The organism is Pseudoalteromonas sp. GutCa3, from assembly GCF_002836155.1.
Taxonomy (GTDB): domain Bacteria; phylum Pseudomonadota; class Gammaproteobacteria; order Enterobacterales; family Alteromonadaceae; genus Pseudoalteromonas; species Pseudoalteromonas arctica.
In genome coordinates this window covers 1-19,191 of the sequence record NZ_PJBK01000035.1, presented here as the reverse complement: position 1 = coordinate 19,191, position 19,191 = coordinate 1, and the positions used below count along the sequence as shown (strand labels likewise).

The window sequence follows — 19,191 nt, the reverse complement described above, 5'->3', positions numbered from 1 at the left end:
TAAATGAATATTACATACAATCTAGTTTGTTAATTATATTCTTCAAGTAAATGCGATGGATGAGAGCTAAAAAAGAGGATAATTCGAAAAATTAATGAAAAAGGATTGTTTATAATTAATGTTAGTAGGTTTTACTTTAGGTAAGCAAACGTTTATAAAACTTGTTTACTTACCTAAAGTAAATGTTTAGTAATTACTGAGGGACTCTTACAACCCCTTCCATTAATACGCGTGCACTTCGGCTCATACTTGCTTTGGTAACTAGCCAGTTGCCAGCATTATTTTTAGCCTCAGCACCTACTTTTAGCGTGCCCGACGGATGACCAAAGTTAACTTCACTTAATTCGCCGCCACCAGCGGCTATATTTACGAGTGTGCCTTCAATTGCTGCGGCCGTGCCAATAGCAACCGCAGCTGTACCCATCATGGCATGGTGCAGTTTACCCATCGACATAGCGCGTACTAACAAGTTGATATTTGCAGCTTCAATAATTTTACCGCTAGATGCTTTGTAATCTAAAGGTGATGCAACAAACGCAACTTTAGGCGTATGTTGCCGAGCTTGCGCTTCACTAATGTTAGTGATTAAGCCCATTTTAACAGCGCCGTAAGCACGAATGGTTTCAAGCTTTTTAAGCGCTGCAACATCGTTATTTATATCGTCTTGCAGCTCTGTGCCGGTATAATTAATATCAGCGGCGTTAATAAATATGGTAGGAATACCTGCATTTATCATCGTGGCTTTTAGAGTACCAACACCTGGTACTTCTAAGTCATCAACTACGTTACCTGTTGGAAATAACGCGCCATCGCCATCAGCGGGGTCCATAAATTCAAGTTTTACTTCAGCTGCTGCAAATGTAACACCATCGAGCTCAAAGTCGCCGGTTTCTTGTACTTCGCCATTTGTCATAGGGACATGCACTAATATGCTTTTTTTAATATTAGCCTGCCACACACGCACAATAGCAACACCGTTATCGGGCACTAGGTTTTTATCGACCAAACCATTACTAATGGCAAAAGCACCGACTGCTGACGTTAAATTGCCGCAGTTTCCGCTCCAATCTACAAAAGGTTTATCTATCGCCACTTGACCAAACAAGTAATCAACATCGTGATCGGCTTGCTTACTTTTACTTAGGATTACGGTTTTACTAGTACTTGATGTAGCGCCGCCCATTCCATCCGTTTGCTTAGCATACGGATCGGGGCTGCCAATAACGCGTAGTAGTAAATTATCGCGCGCCTCGCCTTCTACTTGAGCAGGCTTTGGCAAATCAGTTAAATTAAAAAAAACACCTTTACTGGTGCCGCCACGCATATAGGTTGCAGGCACTTTAATTTGCGGTTTAAACATAATATTTGCCCTTATGCAGATTGCGTTGCTTCTAAAAAGTCTTGAGCAAAGCGTTGTAACACACCACCAGCCGCGTAAATAGAAAGCTCTTCTTGGGTATCGATACGGCACTTCATAGGCACAGTGAGTACTTCACCGTCTTTACGAGTAATACTTAAATTAACGGTGGCACCTGGTTTTAAATCGCCCGCTACATCGTACGTTTCACTGCCATCCAGCTTTAGAGTTTTACGCGTTGTGCCTGCTTTAAACTCAAGCGGTAAAACACCCATACCAATTAGGTTAGTACGGTGAATACGCTCAAAACCTTCAGCTGCTATTACTTCAACGCCTGCAAGTCTTACGCCTTTTGCAGCCCAATCGCGCGACGAACCTTGCCCGTAATCGGCACCGGCTACAATAATAAGCGGTTGCTTACGCTCCATGTAGGCTTCGATTGCTTCCCACATACGGGTATTAGTACCTTGTGGCTCTAACCGTGCGTAAGAACCTTGTTTAACTGCGCCGTTTTCGTCAAGTACCATTTCATTTAGCAGCTTTGGATTTGCAAAGGTTGCGCGCTGCGCTGTTAAATGATCGCCCCGGTGCGTTGCGTACGAGTTGTAGTCTTCCTCTGGGACGTTCATTTTGGTCAGGTATTCGCCAGCAGCGCTGCTTGCCATAATTGCGTTTGATGGCGATAAATGATCCGTTGTAATGTTATCGCCAAGAACTGCAAGCGCACGCATACCGGTCATTGTGCGCTCACCCGCAAGTGCACCTTCCCAATAAGGAGGGCGACGAATGTAGGTGCTTTCTGGGCGCCAGTCGTAAAGTGGGTCGTTATCTTCACCGTAATCTACGGTTAAATTAAACATCGGCTCGTATACTTTTCTAAATTGCTCTGGCTTAACGCTTTGCTTAATTACTGCATCAATCTCTTCGTCAGACGGCCATAAATCTTTAAGCGTAATATCGTTGCCTTGTTGATCTTGCCCTAGTACCCCTTTTTCAATATCAAAGCGAATAGTACCTGCAATGGCGTACGCAACAACTAAAGGAGGTGACGCTAAAAATGCTTGCTTAGCATAAGGATGAATGCGCCCATCAAAGTTACGATTGCCCGAAAGCACCGCTGTAGTGTATAAATCGCGATCAATTACTTCTTTTTGAATAACAGGGTCAAGCGCACCGCTCATACCATTACAGGTAGTACACGCAAAACCAACAATGCCAAAGCCAAGTTGCTCAAGCTCTGTTAGTAGGTTTGCATCTTCAAGGTATGATTGCACTGCTTTTGAGCCTGGTGCTAATGAGGTTTTAACCCAAGGTTTGCGCATTAAACCCTTAGCATTTGCGTTACGGGCAAGGAGTGCAGCGGCAATTACATTGCGTGGATTACTCGTATTAGTACAGCTAGTAATAGCGGCAATAATACATGCGCCGTCTGGCATTAAGCCTTCTTCATTTTCAACGACACCCGAAATACCTTCTTTAGCTAAATCGCTTGTCGATACACGGCGGTGTGGATTAGATGGACCCGCAATATTGCGCCCCACGCTTGATAAATCAAACTTAAGCACACGCTCATATTTTGCGGTTTTTAAGCTATCGCTCCAAAGGCCTGCTGTTTTTGCGTAGTTTTCTACAAGGGCAATTTGTTCTTCTTCGCGACCTGTTAAACGCAAGTAATCTATTGTTTTATCATCGATATAAAACATGGCTGCAGTTGCGCCAAATTCAGGTGTCATGTTTGAAATGGTTGCTCTGTCGCCAAGTGTAAGCGCATCGGCACCTTCACCGTAAAACTCTAAATAAGTAGATACAACACGTTGCTCACGTAAAAATTCAGTAATAGCCAACACAATATCGGTTGCGGTAATACCGGGTTGGCGCTTGCCTGTTAGCTCAACACCGACAATATCGGGCAAGCGAATATAAGAAGCACGGCCCAGCATTACGCTTTCAGCTTCAAGCCCACCTACACCCACAGCAATAACACCTAGCGCATCAACATGTGGCGTGTGGCTGTCGGTGCCAACTAGTGTATCTGGGAATGCAATGCCATCTCGGTTTTGAATAACCGGCGACATTTTTTCAAGGTTAATTTGATGCATAATGCCGTTACCCGGTGGAATTACGTCAATATTTTTAAACGCAGTTTTTGTCCAGTTTATAAAATGAAAACGGTCATCATTTCGTCTGTCTTCGATGGCGCGGTTTTTTTCAAACGCATCAGGATCAAAACCGGCATGCTCTACCGCTAGTGAATGATCAACAATTAGCTGCGTAGGTACTACCGGATTCACTTTTGCGGGGTCGCCGCCTTTGGCTGCAATTGCATCACGAAGCCCAGCTAAATCAACAAGCGCTGTTTGGCCTAAAATATCATGGCAGACCACACGCGCCGGATACCACGGAAAATCTAAATCTTGTTTGCGCTCAATTAGCTGGTTAAGTGCATCGGTTAACATAGCAGGGTCGCATCGGCGTACTAGGTTTTCGGCAAATACACGTGATGAATAAGGTAGCGTGGCGTATGCACCTGGCTTAATTGCATCTACGGCTTCTTGGGTATCGTAGTAGTCGACATTTGAGCCCGGTAAGGGTTTACGGTATTGGGTATTATTAATTATGGTCATGGTAAGGGTTCGCTAATTTGGTGACGGATGTAGTACCAATTTTATGGAGAGTGCAATTGGTATTTTTCAAGAAAGGCTTTAGGTTTGTAGTTGTTTTTATTATATAAAGCATTAAAGCCGTAAAAGGTGAGCCATTGGCTCACCTTAGTTAAAAATAATTAACTTCTTGATTCGATTGGTGTGTAACTACGTGCATCTGGCCCTGTGTAATCGGCACTTGGGCGGATAATACGGTTGTTAGCGCGTTGCTCTTTTACATGTGCAGTCCAACCAGTAACGCGGCTCATTACAAATATTGGCGTAAATAATTTAGTCGGAATATCCATAAAGTGATAAGCAGATGCATGGAAAAAATCGGCATTACAAAACAGTTTTTTCTCGCGCCACATAATCTCCTCACAACGAACAGACACTGGGTAAAGCACGGTATCGCCTACCTCTGCCGCTAGTTTTTCAGACCATTTTTTAATAATTACATTGCGTGGATCAGATTCGCGATAAATAGCATGACCAAAGCCCATAATTTTATCTTTACGTTCAAGCATGCCCATTACTTCTTGCTCAGCATGTTCAGCACTTGTAAAGCCTTGAATCATATCCATTGCCGCTTCGTTAGCACCACCATGTAATGGACCACGCAGCGTGCCAATCGCACCTGTTACACAAGAATGAATATCAGAAAGCGTTGATGCACACACACGACCCGCAAATGTAGAAGCATTAAACTCGTGCTCTGCGTATAAAATTAGTGATACGTTCATCACTTGTGCAAATAACTCGCTAGGTGCTTTGTCGTGTAACAGCGTTAAAAAATGTGCGCCAACAGAGTCGTCATCTGTTTGTGTTTCAATGCGTACGCCATCGTGTGTAAAGCGGTACCAGTAACAAATAATACTTGGGAACACAGCAATCATACGGTCGATTGCATCATTAGCTTGGTTAAAATCATTTTCCATTTCAAGGTTACCCAACATTGAGCAACCTGTGCGCATTACATCCATTGGATGCGCGTCTTTAGGAATATTTTCAAGCACAGTTTTAAGCGCATCTGGTAAGCCGCGTAAACTTTTTAGCTTTGCTTTATACTCAGCCAATTCGCTAGTTATTGGTAACTCACCGCGTGAAAGTAAAAAAGACACTTCTTCAAACTGCGCTTTTTCGGCAAGTTCGCTAATATCGTAACCACAATACGTTAAACCAGAACCACTTTGTCCAACAGTACACAATGCTGTTTGACCAGCCACTTGTCCGCGTAAACCCGCGCCGCCTAATGCTTTATCTACCATGATCTTCTCCTATCTTAAATTTGTGTGTGATTTTATTATTTGTCAGATTTTGATGAAAAAAGGGTGTCGAGTGTGTTCTCGTACGTGTGGTAATCTAAAAAGTCGTAAAGCTCAGAACGCGTTTGCATATTTTCAATTTGGCTTTGTTGAGAACCTTCATTTAAAATTGCTGAATACACGTTTAGTGCTGCTTTATTCATGGCTCTAAATGCACTTAGTGGGTAAAGCACCATTTCAACGCCTACATCGCTTAACTGCTCTTTTGTGTAAATAGGTGTTTGGCCAAACTCAGTAATGTTTGCCAAAATTGGAACGTTAATCGCTTTTGCAAATGCTTGGTAATCAGCAAGGTCGTGCACGGCTTCTGCAAAAATAGCGTCAGCACCGGCTTCAACACAGGCAGCTGCACGGTCTATCGCGGCGTTTAAACCTTCTTTTTGAAATGCATCGGTACGCGCCATAATATAAAAATCGCTATCGGTTTTTGCATCAACCGCCGCTTTAATGCGGTCAACCATTTCACCTTGGCTTACAATTTCTTTATTAGGGCGATGACCACAGCGCTTTTGCGCTACTTGGTCTTCTATATGAAAACCCGCCGCACCGGCTTTAGTCATTTCTTTTACTGTGCGTGCAATGTTAAACGCCCCACCCCAACCGGTATCGGCATCAACAAGTAGTGGTAAATCGCTAGCACCTGTAATACGGCGAATATCTTCAAGCACGTTATCAAGGCTCGTCATACCTAAGTCAGGCATACCAAACGAGGCGTTTGCAACACCGGCACCTGAGAGGTAAATAGCTTGGTGACCCATTTTTTCAGCCATCATCGCTGTGTAGGCGTTAATAGTACCTACTACTTGTAACGGGCGGTTATTGGCAATAGCGTGTTTAAATTTTAATCCTGCTGACATTACTTTCTCCTCACTTTGAACGGTTGCTACGTGGAGTAACTTATAGTTTTAATCTGTAATTATGACTGTTTGACTGCTTTTGCTAACTTTTAACTTTTAACTTTTAACTTTTAACTTTTAACTTTTAACTTTTAACTTTTAACTTTTAACAGCTTATGCTTTCTGCTTAGCTAATAAATCAAATTTGGTTTGAATATTTGCTTGCGATGCGCTTATGTGGCGCTTCATAAGCATTTCAGCCAGTTCGCCGTCGTGGTTTTCAATGGCGTTAATAATCGCTAAATGCTCATCAAACGCTTTTGATACACGCGGCCCCACCATGCCCATTTGTACACGGTACATGCGTATTAGTTGATAGAGCTCATTACACAGTAAATGAATTAAATGCGCGTTTTTACTGCCTTGAATAATACGGTAATGAAAATCTAAATCGCCGGCTTCTTGATAATAAGATTCGCCCTCTTTAACACGTTGTGTTTGTAGGTGCTGATTAAGTAATTGCTTTAAGCCTTTTACTTCCTCGGGTTCCATATTGTCGGCAGCAAGCCTACATGCCAAGCCTTCAAGCGAACTACGAACTTGGTAAACTTCAATCAAGCGTTCAGCGGTAAGGGCAACTACTCGGCAACCTACGTTAGCTTTACGCTCAACAAGGTAGCAACTTTCTAGGCGATTTAACGCCTCTCTAAGCGTTGCACGGCTTACACCATAACGTTTGGCAAGCTCAGGCTCTGATATTTTACTGCCTTGAACTATGCTGCCTTCAACAATCTCACGGCGCATATCTACAAATACTTGATCTGATGCGGTAGTTATAGGCGCTTCGTTTAAAAATGTGTGTGTCATAAGTTATTTTTTAGATTGTCGACAATTAATGTGGTTACTATGGGCTTATTAAAAAATCATGTCAACCCTTAAACCTATCAAAATGGCTAAAAAACACATCTATTGTCGACACTATTAACCTAAAGTCGCATAAAAATGGTTTTACAATGGACTAAAACAGTAAAGTGTCGACAGCGTAATAAATCAGATGTTACGCTTTTTAGCGCTGAAAACACCTCGCATAAGTGCTATTATCGCGCTTTATTTTTATAGTATGAGCTAACGCGTGAACGCCAACACTTTTATTCCTGAGCACTTTATTGACGACGTAAAAACCTATTTACCAGCGCATCTAAACTTAGATGACTTTTTAAATGCGTGTCGCAGGCCCCTCAGAAAATCTATCCGCGTTAATACATTAAAAATTAGCATTGAAGAATTTGTAAAACGTGCCACTGAAAAAAATTGGCTGTTAACCCCAATCCCTTGGTGCAGTGAAGGCTTTTGGTTAGAACGCCCAAGCGATGAAGAGCAAAACCTAGCCCTTGGTAATACCGACTTACACCTAAGCGGTGCTATGTACGTGCAAGAGGCAAGTTCAATGCTACCCCCTATCGCATTAAAACAAAGCATTGAACTCGCAGACTCTCAAAATAACACCGTACTTGATATGGCATCTGCGCCAGGTTCTAAAACATCACAACTAGCTGCGCTTATGGATAACCAAGGTGTGCTTGTTGCAAACGAGCTTTCGTCATCGCGCCTAAAAGTACTTAGCGCAACACTCAAACGTATGGGGGTTGGTAACTGTGCGCTTTCACACTTTGATGGCGTTATATTTGGCAACTACATGTTTGAATGCTTTGACAGTATATTGCTAGACGCGCCCTGCTCTGGCGAAGGCACAGTACGTAAAGATGCCGACGCACTTAAAAATTGGTCAATAGAATCAAACATACAAATAGCCCAAGTACAAAAAGACTTAATTAAAAGTGCATTTTACGCATTAAAGCCAGGTGGCACCTTAGTCTACTCAACTTGTACACTTACCCCGCTCGAAAACCAGCAAGTGTGCGATTATTTACTCAGTGAATTTGGCGACTATATAGCGCCTGAGTCACTAAGTGATCTATTTGAAGGTGCAAGTAAAGCCACTACCGCTGAAGGCTATTTACACGTATGGCCGCAAACATTCGACAGCGAAGGCTTTTTTATTGCTAAATTTAAAAAGCACGCAAGCTGCAATAATCCAAATCAAACAATTAAAAAAGGCGCATTTCCTTTTAACGAGTTTGATAAAAAACAATGTGCCGCGTTTATGCAATCGCTTAAAAAGCATTATGGGTTAACTAACCTGCCTGGCAGCCTAATGCAGCGTGACAAAGAACTGTGGTTATTTCCTGAGGGGTTTGAAGCCGTGCAAAATAAAATTAAGTACGCACGTTTAGGTATTCAAATTGGCATTATTCATAAAAATGGCGTGAGACTAACGCACGAATTTGCAACCGTATTTGGCAATGAGTGTAAAACTAATATTTACGCATTAAATAACGAGCAAGCAAATGATTATTTTCAAGGTAAAGATATACGATTAACTGAAGTAACTCAAACAATTGGTGAAGTGGTATTAACACTGTGTGGTTGCCCTATTGGGCTGGGGAAATGGCAAAAAAATAAGATTAAAAATTCACTACCACGAGATCTAGTGCAAAATACGCAGTTAATAAGCTGGGGTTAAACTAAAGTACAAATTACACATAATTAATCTAATCCTTTGTTATCAAATGTAACCAAGGGGCAAAATTAGTTATGCTTTATTTAGTAGTTTTACTACACTTTAAAGTACTTTCTTCTTCTCCCTAATGAACCAAGAAAGTGTTTTAGCTAACGCTAGGCTCAATTTAGAGTCAATTTATAGCCCAGAGCAAAAATAGCTCTGGGCTTTTTTGATTAATAGAGTGTTTGCTTACCAAAAAAGTAAAAAACACTACACTATTAGAAGTAGTTAAAAATCAATAAGCCTTTTTGCATTTGTATTTTAATAATGCATTTCACCAGTTAAGAACACCAAGCTACTATTTTAGGCATATTTAAAATGGCTTATTCTAATTGAAAAGTATTTTCTTTTTACAGCTATTAATATGCCCTAATATTAACTCAGAGCTATAGTGTTATGCTGACACCTTATGAGCTGGAAACTATACTAGGTTCCACATAAATCCATCGCTAATTATATTGCCCACCACAAACTATATTTACTGAAGCCTTATTTCGTGCAGTTGAGAGAGCAACTAAGTTGTAGGACTAATTAAAATGCGAGTATTTATCTAGCTAAACTTAACAGCCTTGGTAATATTTCAAAATAGAGGTTTTGATCCTGATTATAGAACCGACCTGTTGAAGAAGATATACAAACCGACTATCGTCAGTATAGACAATATCTACAACACCACTTTCGTTCGCCATTAAACACGTCATATCTACCCAGCCATTGTTTTGTGAAGTATTTAATAGCACTCTACCATTAGACTCTCCCCCCCAGCTTACTGCACCCGCAATAGTGAGCGAATGGTCAGGGGCTTGTTTCATACTCAAAAAAGCAGAGGATGAAGGTTCGTTAACTATTTCAGTAAAAGTACTATCACGTTCGTTAAACTTGTAAATTACAGCCTTCTCAAGTGAACCTAAAAGGTATAGAGATCCATCAATATACTCAAGATTGAAAGCCCAAAAGCCACTTGGAGCTTTTACCGTTTTAATTAAGCTTCCATTATCAACATCATGAAAGTACAACATTTCCTCATCATCGATATGATATGTCACTATAAAGTCATCGGTTTTTATAAGGGAACGATAAACTCTATTATGATTAGTCGAAAATACTTTTTCACTGGTGCTTTGTTCAATATTCTCATCAAGCGACGGTGATAACTTATACAAACCACCATTGTCCCCATCCTTGTATACATAGATATTTTCTGATATTGAAATTTTCCTTGAATAACTTTGCCCCCAAAAAGAGCCACTATCATTTCTACTTTGAGAACTGTCTATTCTTTGCACATTAATAAAATTGTTATTTTTATCTGCAGTTATCAAATAGTCTTGGGGCAAATTCCAAGGAGATAAGGTAGCGAAAACAGCCTCATCGTTAGTTTTCACTGACCATGAGTGTCCAGCTAATAACCAGTCTCCAGAAGTTCTAGGGAAAATATTTATAAATTGGTTTGGTTGATTCAGTTCCATTGATACCAAGCCATTATCCATACTAGCAATATATAGCTTTTCATTATCAATATGAATATCAGTGCCTACAAAGTTACTTGCGTTATAAGACTTCTCATAGAAATTACCCGATTTTCTATCATGTTGATATATACCCCAGTAATCACTAAACCATATGCTACCCTTAACCGCACTCGGCATTCCAATTGGTTTAGTTATAGATTTACGCCACTTCCTATAAGGCAGTGATGTATCATAGTTTACAGACACCTTCGAACCTAATGACAACCCAAAAGGTTCTACAATTAACTCATACAGGCTTACATTCCAAGTACTCCCTAAAGCTATAAAATTCTTATTATCCAATCTGTTATCAATAAAAACATTTACTATATTTTTATTAGCTAGATCTGCGTTTATAGGTACGTGAGAATTGAGGTCGTAAACTCCTTTAGTTGTGAAAACAAAAGCGTTTGCATTACCACTTATTCGCGCAATGCGTAGGATATTCTCTTTAAAGGTGTGTTCAAGTCTGTGGCTACCATCAAGAAGATTTATTCGGTACAAATTAGTGCCATTATAACCATATATATAATCTGGACTCTCATCAAAATAAACCCCTTTTAATTTATCAATTGAAAGTGGCTTTTTTGTAACATCACCAGAAATATCTATACACCCTAATTGAGCCTCTAATGCCGCAAAACAAGTAGTACCTGCTTGCGATGTTGAAAATAACTGAAGAGTAGTACTTCGGTAGGTATTTAACTTTAAACCTACAGGTGACCACATAACATCATTTATGAGTTCAAGAACCTGTTTTTTTGTTACAGCTAGCAAAGTGTCGTTGTGAACTAAAAGACCAGTAATATTATAGTTTGTAAGTCCTTTTACAAACGGCTGCCAGCTATCTCCATAGTACTTCCATACTCCTGTAACATCAGAAGATGCATAAACCTCGTTTTTATACTCAACAATACTACTGAAGGCACCTCCCCCTCCCCATCCAATTCGCATAATGTCAGGTTCAGTTGTGTTTTCTGAAGCAACTGAAAGATCAGGTTTACTCTTAAAAAAAATTGAAAACAGAGTTTCTTTATCATAAAGGTTATTTTTAATTAGGTAGGAAATTATGGCTTGAGTACTACTAGGAAATAGAATAAATAAAGTTTGTAATATTTCTATCCTCTTTGAAGGACTTCGCTCCTCTAAAGATAATAAACGCTTATATTTACTATCAGAAATAGCTTCGAGAAATCCATTTTTGTACAGCTCAATAGTTGTTTTTATTTGCATATCATTCAAATAAATAATGTCATCACTTTTTGACAATGAAGCTATGGCATCTGTGAGTGCGTGTGAGTGCGCCTCATTCGCAAGTAAAAAAGTAGATAAAAGTCTATCACCTAATTGGTGTTTTGATTCATCTTGAAAACTTTTGGAATAACCTTTACTTATAGACAATAAAAATATAAAAAAAGAAATAGTAAAAAGTTTAATTAATATAGCGCTTGATTGGACTTTCATTAGAAACTCCTCTATATGCTTAGTCAGATTGAAAATAGATTGCTTAGTTAGCTAGAGACAGCTAAGTAGTAGACATGTTGATAAGTGTCTTCATTGAGTTTAGTAATACCTTAGAGAGTACACAAGCCGAATGTATATTAATATTTTTTATTAAGAAGGTAATGCCCAAAAGTTACTCTATTTATTTTCAGCTAAAAACTTATCAATAGCTAAGCAAGCTGAAGCAAATGAGGCCTAATATCTAAGCTAGATAAATCAGGTCCTTTTAAGGGAGAAAAACACTGAGTATATTTGCTCCATCCAGAATTCGATCCAATATATTTTTACCAACAATTAGTGCTGGTAAACATAGCCCAGATGTTAAAGCATAAAAAAATCGACTTCTAATCGCTGGGAAAATAAAGGTGCTAGCGTTAGGTGTAGCATTGAGAAAGCTAAATCAAACTTGTTATAAATCGATAAAGAATCAAAAAAGGAATCAGTCCGCATTGGCTTTGTACTCGGTTCTGAGAGGGGGTATACATTTTAGCCGCAGTAATCTTTAAAAATGTAACTACTTCTAACCACTTCAAAACGAGAACCGAATTGTAGCGATAAACATATTGTAGATAAACGATTAATTTTCTCTGCGAACATAAAAATTTCATAAAATTCATTACCATAATTAACTGCAGAGTTAAGCTCGGCAACATACAATGCTCTATATTTTGGGGAAAGTTGCTGCCAGTTCATTAACGCTATTTGAATAATACCAAGCTGCACATCAAACTTGTACGGCCCAAATTTCTTAGCCTGCTGAATATACTCATATACTCGTTCTGTAGGCCCCTCTTGATAACTAACTACTTGCGCTAGTGCAATCCAAGTTTCTGACCATGTTTGCCTTAACTCTAATGACTTTAATAAATCTTTTTCCGCTTGTTGGTAAACCAAAAGCTTACTCTTATTTTGCTCGCTAGTTACAGCTAGATTGAGCATTTTTATATAAGCACTTAACTGCCAGTAATGAGGCTGTAAAGGGTCTTGGCTTGTTGCATATGTAATTGCCTTATCTGCAAGCTCTAGCTCTTCAGGAGTAATTGTGCTTACAGGCTGCTTTAAAATATTGACTGCATTAAAATACCATGTATTTGCACGCATACTTTGTAAACTCTGATAACCTATAACTAATGTAGCAACTGCAAGTATTGCAATTTGTGTGAGGCGGTTTGTATTTAAATTACTCATTAAACAACGACTCAGTTAAACGCATTGGGTTAGTAAAAAATAAATCATGTGCATCATTTTGACCAATTAGCTCACTAACTATTTGCTTAGATTTACTCAAAATAGGCGGCCTGCGCTTAACTGAATGAGCATCAGATGCAACATAGGTTACTAAACCGTTTTTTAGCATATCTATACTAATATTTTTTGCAGTTTCGCCCCATGCACCTTCAATGCTTGACGCTGTTAACTGAAACTCACACCCTAATTGCTTTAAACGATTAATATAAAAAGGATTTACTTGAATATCACGATTACGCTCAGGATGAGGAATAATCACTTTTATATTTTGTTTGGCTAGCCAATTTATAAACTTATCGTAACCTTGCGGTACATGAGAGTGTGGTAGCTCCAATAGTAAATAATTTACTGAATTAAGCGTACCAATAAACGGGAGTTTATTACCAAGCACCAAACTCATTAGCTCTACATCAAGCCTAACTTCAGCGGCTACAGCTAGCTTAATATTAATATTATTTACTAATGCCTGTGCTTTCAAATTAGCAAGCTCGCTATACAATTGCGAGACCGAGTTATTAAATCTCCCAATATGTATATGAGGCGTGGCAACCATATGGGTAATACCATCATTTTGTGCAATAGTTAATAGTGCTAAAGATTCCATTAAATCTTTAGCACCATCATCAATTCCTGGCAAAATATGAGAATGAATATCAATCACTGCTTTACCATTTTACTATGCATTTGGCTGCTCAGGCTTTTGTGAATAGTCGTAATAGTCGTAATAGCCATGGCTGTGTTCGTCTTTACTTTTACCCATATCTACTTGGTTAAGCACAATACCTGCAACATGCGCTTTAGCTTCAAATAAACGCTCAATACCCGCTTTAATAGGTTTTATACGCGTAATATCCGCTTTAACAACATAAATTACTGAGTCTGTACTTTGCGCTATAACTAATGCATCACTCACGGCTTGTGTTGGTGGTGTATCAATGATTATATAGTCGTATTCAGCTCTAAGTCTCTTTATTACTTCACTAAAGCGTGCGTTAGATAAAAGTTCTAACGGGTTACTAGGAATTTGGCCACTTGGCATAATAACTACGCCCGATTCTACATCAACATGTACACATTCAGTTAACTGTTCAGTACCCACTATTAAATTGCTTAACCCTGGGTGAAATACCGGAATATCAAAGCGTTTAGCAATACTTGGCTTGCGTAGGTCAGCATCAATTAATAATACTTTACCCATTTGTGCAAGCGACATCGCTAAATTAGCTGAAGTGGTCGTTTTTCCCTCCCCCGATGAGCTAGAAGTAACTGCAATTACTTTATGATCCCGCTCTAACTGAGTTAATAACAAACTAGTTCTAAACGTACGTACCGATTCTGCAAAACGCCTATAATTATCCTCAAGGTACGCATGTATCGGAAATACACTCTTTTTAGGCATCGGTACGTGCGGTAATAACCCTAACATACGCTGAGCTAACTTGTTTTCAACATCATTTTTAGTTTTAACAGTGTCATTAAGCGCATCAAATATAATACTCATAACTAGTGCAAAGCCTAGGCTTGCAAAAAAGGCAAGTGCAACAATGAGCTTTTTATTTGGTTTTGATGGGTCTCTAGGCGTATATGCACGGTCTGTAAAGCGCGCAGTTGCAGAGCTAAAATCACTAGTAACTTCAGTTTCTTTTGAACGTGATAAAAACGTATTAAATATATTTCGATTGGTCTCTACTTCACGCTTCAATTGATTATATTGAGTCTCTTTACGAGTAATATCTTGATATTCAGCACGTATTTTAGCTAAATCCCCCTCGAGAGCACTCACAGTGCGCGCAATTCGGTTTAACTCTTTTTCAATACCTGTTACAAGCCCTTTTATCTGTTTATTCAAATTACTTTGAACGGTTGCAAGTTCTGCTTTCGCAGAAATAATGCGAGGGTGTTTAAGGCCATACACCTCACCTAGCTCACTTAGCTTACGCTCAACTATGACCACTTCTCTTTTAACATTTTGGATAACTTGGTGTGATGTTATTTCCGGCATACTGCCTAACAGATCCAGGTTGTTATTACCATATTCGCTAATTACCCTGTTGATACTTTCAAGGTTGTTTTTTTCTTTACGCGCAACAATTAACTGCTGAGAAATCTGCTCAAGCTCTTGTGTGGCAAGTCCTGCTATACCTTCAATATCAACTAATTTTTGTTTCTCTCGATAAGCTTGCAAACGCTCTTCTGAGTTATCTAACTGAATGCGTAATTGCGCTAGACGTGTGTTTAACCAACTTGATGCTTGTTGAGTAATACCCATTTTGGCACGTATTTGGCTTTCGATATAAACTTCACCAACAGTATTAGCTACAAGCGCAGCTAATTTTGGGTCACTCGACTCAAAACTTACTCTTACTAACTGAGTTTTAGAGATTGGTGATACTGTTAGACGAGATCTAAATGCGGCCAATAAGCCAATCATTTTACGTTCAGCCTGTTCTTGCGGAGAATATACTGTAGTATCTTTTTTATTTAAAAAAGGCAAAGATTTTTTAACAAAAGATTTGAACTCCCCAATAGCTGAAGGTTTTCCAATAAAGTCGCTATGGCTTTTTAAATCCAGCTTAGTTATAACTTCACGGGCTATACTGTCTGACTTTATTACTTCAAACTGAGTTTGGTAATATTCTTTCTTATTAGAATCTAAGCCATATATTTCTTGAAAACTAACAGCTTTAGCCTGTTCTGCTTCAATTAATAATGTAGCTGTGGCTACATACTTAGGAACTAAGGTAAGTGAAACCATAATAGTAAGAAGTGTAACTATTATAGAAAACCCTAAAATTCGCCATTTAGCACGCTTTACAACATTGAGATAAGCACCAAAGTCAATAATCTCTTCATTATTGCTTATACTTTCATTTATTTGGTTCATTAAATACTGCCTTATAGATTGCTTAAAACAAGCGTTGTTCAATTTTTATAGTATCGCCCGCTGCAATTTGGCTATTTAAGCTACCTTTTTGTTGCTGCTGTTTAGTCTGCTCTTTAAAAATATAAATTTTATCAATAGAGGCTCGCTCAGTTAAACCACCCGCTAGGGCGATGGCTTGGTTAACTGTCATAGCCGGCTGGTAAGGGTAAGCCCCTGGGTTTTCAACTTCACCATGTATGTAAAAAGGCCTATATTGAACAACCTGAACGTAAACATTTGGATTAACTAAGTAGTCAGGCTTTAATCCCTGAGTGATAACCTGCTCAACCTCAGAAGTGTTAAGACCTGCAAGTTTCACTTTTCCTAAAAACGGGTAGTTGATCTCTCCACTATTCCCTAATAATGCAGTAACTTCTAAATCAGGCTGTCCAAATACTTTTATTTCAACCTTATCGCCTGCACCTAATACATAACTGTGTGCAGTTTGAGCAAAACAAACGCTACTTAAAAATAGCAGCGTTAAACTAAAAATAAACTTCATTAATTAGCCTTTAATGCAAATGTAAAATTGATACCTACAATAATACGATCAAATTCTATTGCGCTTTGGGTAGAATCTTTATCAATAAAGTCTACATAGGTAGATACCATCCCGAACTTACTCGCAACATAGTTTAAACCTAAACGCGCGCTTTTAGTTTTATCTTTACGACCAATATCGCCAGTGTATTGCTCATTAGTATAACTAAGCCCCGCTAGTGAGCTTAAATAATCGCTCCAGCTATGAGTCCAATTAACACCATATGTACTTTCTTTAATGTAATCGCCCTGCACTAAAGGATCTTTAGCTGAGCGACTAGTTTTAAATTGCACGGTAGAGTAACTAAGTGGTTGCCAACTAACGCCAGCCTCCCAACTTAAACCACTAAAGCTTTCACGCTCATTTGAGCTAAAATCTTTATTTTGATAACCCAACTTAAATGATCCAGAAGTAACGGCTGTCGCTTCCCACTCCATACCTATTAGTATTTTCACGTCGTCACTATCGCGTGATATACCATTAGCTTGCAGAGAGTCGTAACGATAGTTTTCTTGTTTAACCTCTAAAAAGGTACGAGTTGATGCTTGAGTATTATAGTAGCCAGTTACGCCAATTAACGATTTATCATAATCACGATATTGCGATACTTCTCTAAAGTTTTGATATTTCTTACTAAAAAAACCAGCTTTCAAAGCAACTTGTGCTTTTGAGCTTTGTGCACCATATTCGTATCGCGCTAAGACATTTTGCTCCTGATATTTAACTAACTCATTAACAGCATCACCAAGACCTTCAGTTAAGCCACTACCTCGAGGTTCATATAGCCAATCGGCATCACCGTTAATATCTAAACGATGTTGGCTAGTAAATTCTTTATGCACACCAGCACCAATATTTACTTGAGTGAAATTGTCAGCGGTATCTTTATTATGTAACGAGCTACTTGAACGCAAATCAAGATTATAGCTGTCTGGGCCATCTTCAATCGCCGCTTTTATATTAGGAGTAATAGTCCAGATTAATCGCGACTCTTCGTTTTCTGGTGTGCTAAAAAAATTGTTGTTACTGCTAATACCTGTTTGTAAAGTCGGTGTAATTTCAGCACCGTCTTTAGTGATAACACTACCAGGCTTTAAGTTAGCTGCTACAGGTGTAGCCACAACCACAGTTAAAAAAGCACTTAATGAAACTAGTTTTTTAGTATGCATTTGCATTTTTAAATCCCTTAAAAATTGTTATAAAAATAATTTTAACATCAAACCATAAAGACCAGTGTTTAATATAATGTAAATCAAATTCAACACGTTTTTCCATTTTATCAAGAGTATCGGTTTCGCCGCGCCAGCCATTAATTTGCGCCCAACCTGTAATTCCTGGCTTAGCTTTATGGCGTAACATATAAAACTCTACTTTTTTACGGTATTCCTCATTATGGGCAACAGCATGAGGCCGTGGCCCTACAATAGACATATCGCCTTTCAAAACATTTATAAATTGCGGCAACTCATCAAGGCTTGTACGGCGTAAAAAACCACCTAAAGGTGTTATACGTGCATCATTTTTAGTAGCTTGTGTAACCACTGCACTGTTTTCGGTAACACTCATTGAGCGAAACTTCCATACTTTAATTTTACGCCCATCTAATCCGTACCGGTCTTGCTTAAAAATTACAGGCCCTTTAGATGTAAATTTAACAGCAAGAGCAATTGCAATAAGAATAGGAGATATCAACGTTAATATAATAGAGGCTACAATTATATCCTCAGTGCGTTTCATAAATTCGCGCGCGCCTATAAAAGGCGATTCAAACACACTTAATGTGTCAACATCACCAACATGTTCAATACGTGCATGTATTAAGTTAGATATTAAAAAATCAGGAATAATATGTACATCAACCGTAGTATCGCCTAGTTGGCGCAAAATATCAGCAATGCGTTTATCTGCCTTCATAGGTAAAGCAATATACAAAACATCCATTTCCCCATTACGCGCTGCATCGACCGCATGCTGGATCCGCCCAGCTACATCGTGCTTAGTAGAATTTTCAAAAAGGCGTTCTGGTTGTCTATCATCAAAAAAACCTAAAAATTTAAAGCCAAGTTCATCATTTTTATTTATTTCATCATATAAATTAACGGCTGATTCTGTTGCTCCAACTATTGCAACATTACGCAAATTTAGCCCGAGCTTTCTTCTATTTCTTTTAAATAAATATACACCTAGGCGCCAAGTATACAAAAAAACAATACTAAGCAAAAACCACAATCCCAAACCAATTCGAGAGAGCGAATCCGTAAATTTAAAAGTAAAAGATATAAAGAGCAAAACAGCAAAGGCCGTGAGTAAAGCACCCCAAGCACAAAGCACCATAGTTCTAAACTTCCCAGCACGCCAAGAGCGATAAGCCGAGAATATTTCAGCACAATAAAGAAAGGTTAATGCTACGCTAAGAACTGATACCATATATATTGGATTTAGCTCAAAGCTATAGAATAAAGCTGAGCATTGAAAGGCTAAAAATAATGCAAAAATATCGAATAACCGATAAAAATTAGCATCAGACGAGCCCGTTGGCTTGAACGTCCGTGAAGATTTCATACTATGTATCCCTATAGGTATCTTTATATAAATTTAGAATGACTAAACTCTCTTAATTCTACCTGAGCAAATAAGTTCATTCAACTAAGTTAGTAATAATGACTACATTAATCTTAAACA

13 protein-coding genes are annotated in these 19,191 nt (G+C 38.7%); 1 reads left to right on the top strand and 12 read right to left on the bottom strand.

Annotated features, from left to right (window positions below; genetic code table 11):
- Positions 1 to 193: 193 nt before the first annotated feature.
- The 5 genes from prpF to CXF64_RS07485 all read right to left on the bottom strand — a co-directional run bounded on the left by prpF (position 194) and on the right by CXF64_RS07485 (position 7,027).
- Positions 194 to 1,360 carry a 2-methylaconitate cis-trans isomerase PrpF gene (prpF, locus tag CXF64_RS07505; protein WP_101216713.1) on the bottom strand — a complete coding sequence of 389 codons (1,167 nt, stop codon included), beginning with the start codon at positions 1,358 to 1,360 and terminating at the stop codon, positions 194 to 196.
- 11 nt (positions 1,361 to 1,371) lie between these two features.
- Positions 1,372 to 3,981 carry a Fe/S-dependent 2-methylisocitrate dehydratase AcnD gene (acnD, locus tag CXF64_RS07500; protein ID WP_101216712.1) on the bottom strand — a complete coding sequence of 870 codons (2,610 nt, stop codon included), beginning with the start codon at positions 3,979 to 3,981 and terminating at the stop codon, positions 1,372 to 1,374.
- 158 nt (positions 3,982 to 4,139) lie between these two features.
- Positions 4,140 to 5,267, bottom strand: a complete 1,128-nt coding sequence (gene prpC, locus CXF64_RS07495; RefSeq protein ID WP_101216711.1) for a bifunctional 2-methylcitrate synthase/citrate synthase — start codon at positions 5,265 to 5,267, stop codon at positions 4,140 to 4,142.
- A 35-nt stretch (positions 5,268 to 5,302) separates the two neighbouring features.
- On the bottom strand, positions 5,303 to 6,181 hold the full coding sequence (gene prpB / locus CXF64_RS07490; protein ID WP_002962361.1) for a methylisocitrate lyase: 879 nt from the start codon (positions 6,179 to 6,181) through the stop codon (positions 5,303 to 5,305).
- Positions 6,182 to 6,334: 153 nt separating this feature from the next.
- On the bottom strand, positions 6,335 to 7,027 hold the full coding sequence (locus CXF64_RS07485) for a GntR family transcriptional regulator (RefSeq protein WP_002962362.1): 693 nt from the start codon (positions 7,025 to 7,027) through the stop codon (positions 6,335 to 6,337).
- Positions 7,028 to 7,292: 265 nt separating this feature from the next.
- Here CXF64_RS07485 and rsmF point away from each other — a divergent pair, with 265 nt between their 5' ends.
- A complete protein-coding gene (gene rsmF, locus CXF64_RS07480) occupies positions 7,293 to 8,744 on the top strand; it encodes a 16S rRNA (cytosine(1407)-C(5))-methyltransferase RsmF (RefSeq protein WP_101216710.1) in 1,452 nt (483 codons plus the stop codon).
- A 599-nt stretch (positions 8,745 to 9,343) separates the two neighbouring features.
- On the opposite strand, the gene CXF64_RS07475 is transcribed toward rsmF, so the two are convergent.
- The 7 genes from CXF64_RS07475 to CXF64_RS07445 form a co-directional block, all read right to left on the bottom strand.
- Positions 9,344 to 11,758: a hypothetical protein gene (locus CXF64_RS07475; RefSeq protein ID WP_101216709.1), complete on the bottom strand. Its 2,415-nt coding sequence runs from the start codon at positions 11,756 to 11,758 to the stop codon at positions 9,344 to 9,346.
- Between the two features lie 525 nt (positions 11,759 to 12,283).
- Complete coding sequence (locus CXF64_RS07470) at positions 12,284 to 12,985, bottom strand: VpsP family polysaccharide biosynthesis protein (RefSeq protein WP_101216708.1); 702 nt, start codon at positions 12,983 to 12,985, stop codon at positions 12,284 to 12,286.
- Positions 12,978 to 13,706, bottom strand: a complete 729-nt coding sequence (locus tag CXF64_RS07465) for a tyrosine-protein phosphatase (protein ID WP_101216707.1) — start codon at positions 13,704 to 13,706, stop codon at positions 12,978 to 12,980. The genes CXF64_RS07470 and CXF64_RS07465 overlap by 8 nt, the downstream gene beginning before the upstream one ends.
- A gap of 15 nt (positions 13,707 to 13,721) precedes the next feature.
- Entirely contained in the window at positions 13,722 to 15,929 is a 2,208-nt protein-coding gene (locus CXF64_RS07460; RefSeq protein ID WP_101216706.1) for a GumC family protein, read from the bottom strand.
- Between the two features lie 22 nt (positions 15,930 to 15,951).
- Positions 15,952 to 16,470 carry a polysaccharide biosynthesis/export family protein gene (locus CXF64_RS07455; RefSeq protein ID WP_101216705.1) on the bottom strand — a complete coding sequence of 173 codons (519 nt, stop codon included), beginning with the start codon at positions 16,468 to 16,470 and terminating at the stop codon, positions 15,952 to 15,954.
- Positions 16,470 to 17,684 (bottom strand): outer membrane beta-barrel protein, encoded by a 1,215-nt coding sequence (locus CXF64_RS07450; RefSeq protein WP_101216704.1) that lies wholly within the window; start codon positions 17,682 to 17,684, stop codon positions 16,470 to 16,472. Before CXF64_RS07450 ends, CXF64_RS07455 begins: the two co-directional genes overlap by 1 nt.
- Positions 17,668 to 19,071, bottom strand: a complete 1,404-nt coding sequence (locus CXF64_RS07445) for an undecaprenyl-phosphate glucose phosphotransferase (RefSeq protein WP_101216703.1) — start codon at positions 19,069 to 19,071, stop codon at positions 17,668 to 17,670. Before CXF64_RS07445 ends, CXF64_RS07450 begins: the two co-directional genes overlap by 17 nt.
- Positions 19,072 to 19,191: the final 120 nt, after the last annotated feature.

Excerpts from the sequence above, each read along its gene's own strand:
- prpF (WP_101216713.1), bottom strand. The coding sequence starts at position 1,360 with ATGTTTAAACCGCAAATTAAAGTGCCTGCAACCTATATGCGTGGCGGC.
- acnD (WP_101216712.1), bottom strand. The coding sequence starts at position 3,981 with ATGACCATAATTAATAATACCCAATACCGTAAACCCTTACCGGGCTCA.
- prpC (WP_101216711.1), bottom strand. The coding sequence starts at position 5,267 with ATGGTAGATAAAGCATTAGGCGGCGCGGGTTTACGCGGACAAGTGGCT.
- prpB (WP_002962361.1), bottom strand. The coding sequence starts at position 6,181 with ATGTCAGCAGGATTAAAATTTAAACACGCTATTGCCAATAACCGCCCG.
- CXF64_RS07485 (WP_002962362.1), bottom strand. The coding sequence starts at position 7,027 with ATGACACACACATTTTTAAACGAAGCGCCTATAACTACCGCATCAGAT.
- CXF64_RS07475 (WP_101216709.1), bottom strand. The coding sequence starts at position 11,758 with ATGAAAGTCCAATCAAGCGCTATATTAATTAAACTTTTTACTATTTCT.
- CXF64_RS07470 (WP_101216708.1), bottom strand. The coding sequence starts at position 12,985 with ATGAGTAATTTAAATACAAACCGCCTCACACAAATTGCAATACTTGCA.
- CXF64_RS07460 (WP_101216706.1), bottom strand. The coding sequence starts at position 15,929 with ATGAACCAAATAAATGAAAGTATAAGCAATAATGAAGAGATTATTGAC.
- CXF64_RS07455 (WP_101216705.1), bottom strand. The coding sequence starts at position 16,470 with ATGAAGTTTATTTTTAGTTTAACGCTGCTATTTTTAAGTAGCGTTTGT.
- CXF64_RS07450 (WP_101216704.1), bottom strand. The coding sequence starts at position 17,684 with ATGCAAATGCATACTAAAAAACTAGTTTCATTAAGTGCTTTTTTAACT.
- CXF64_RS07445 (WP_101216703.1), bottom strand. The coding sequence starts at position 19,071 with ATGAAATCTTCACGGACGTTCAAGCCAACGGGCTCGTCTGATGCTAAT.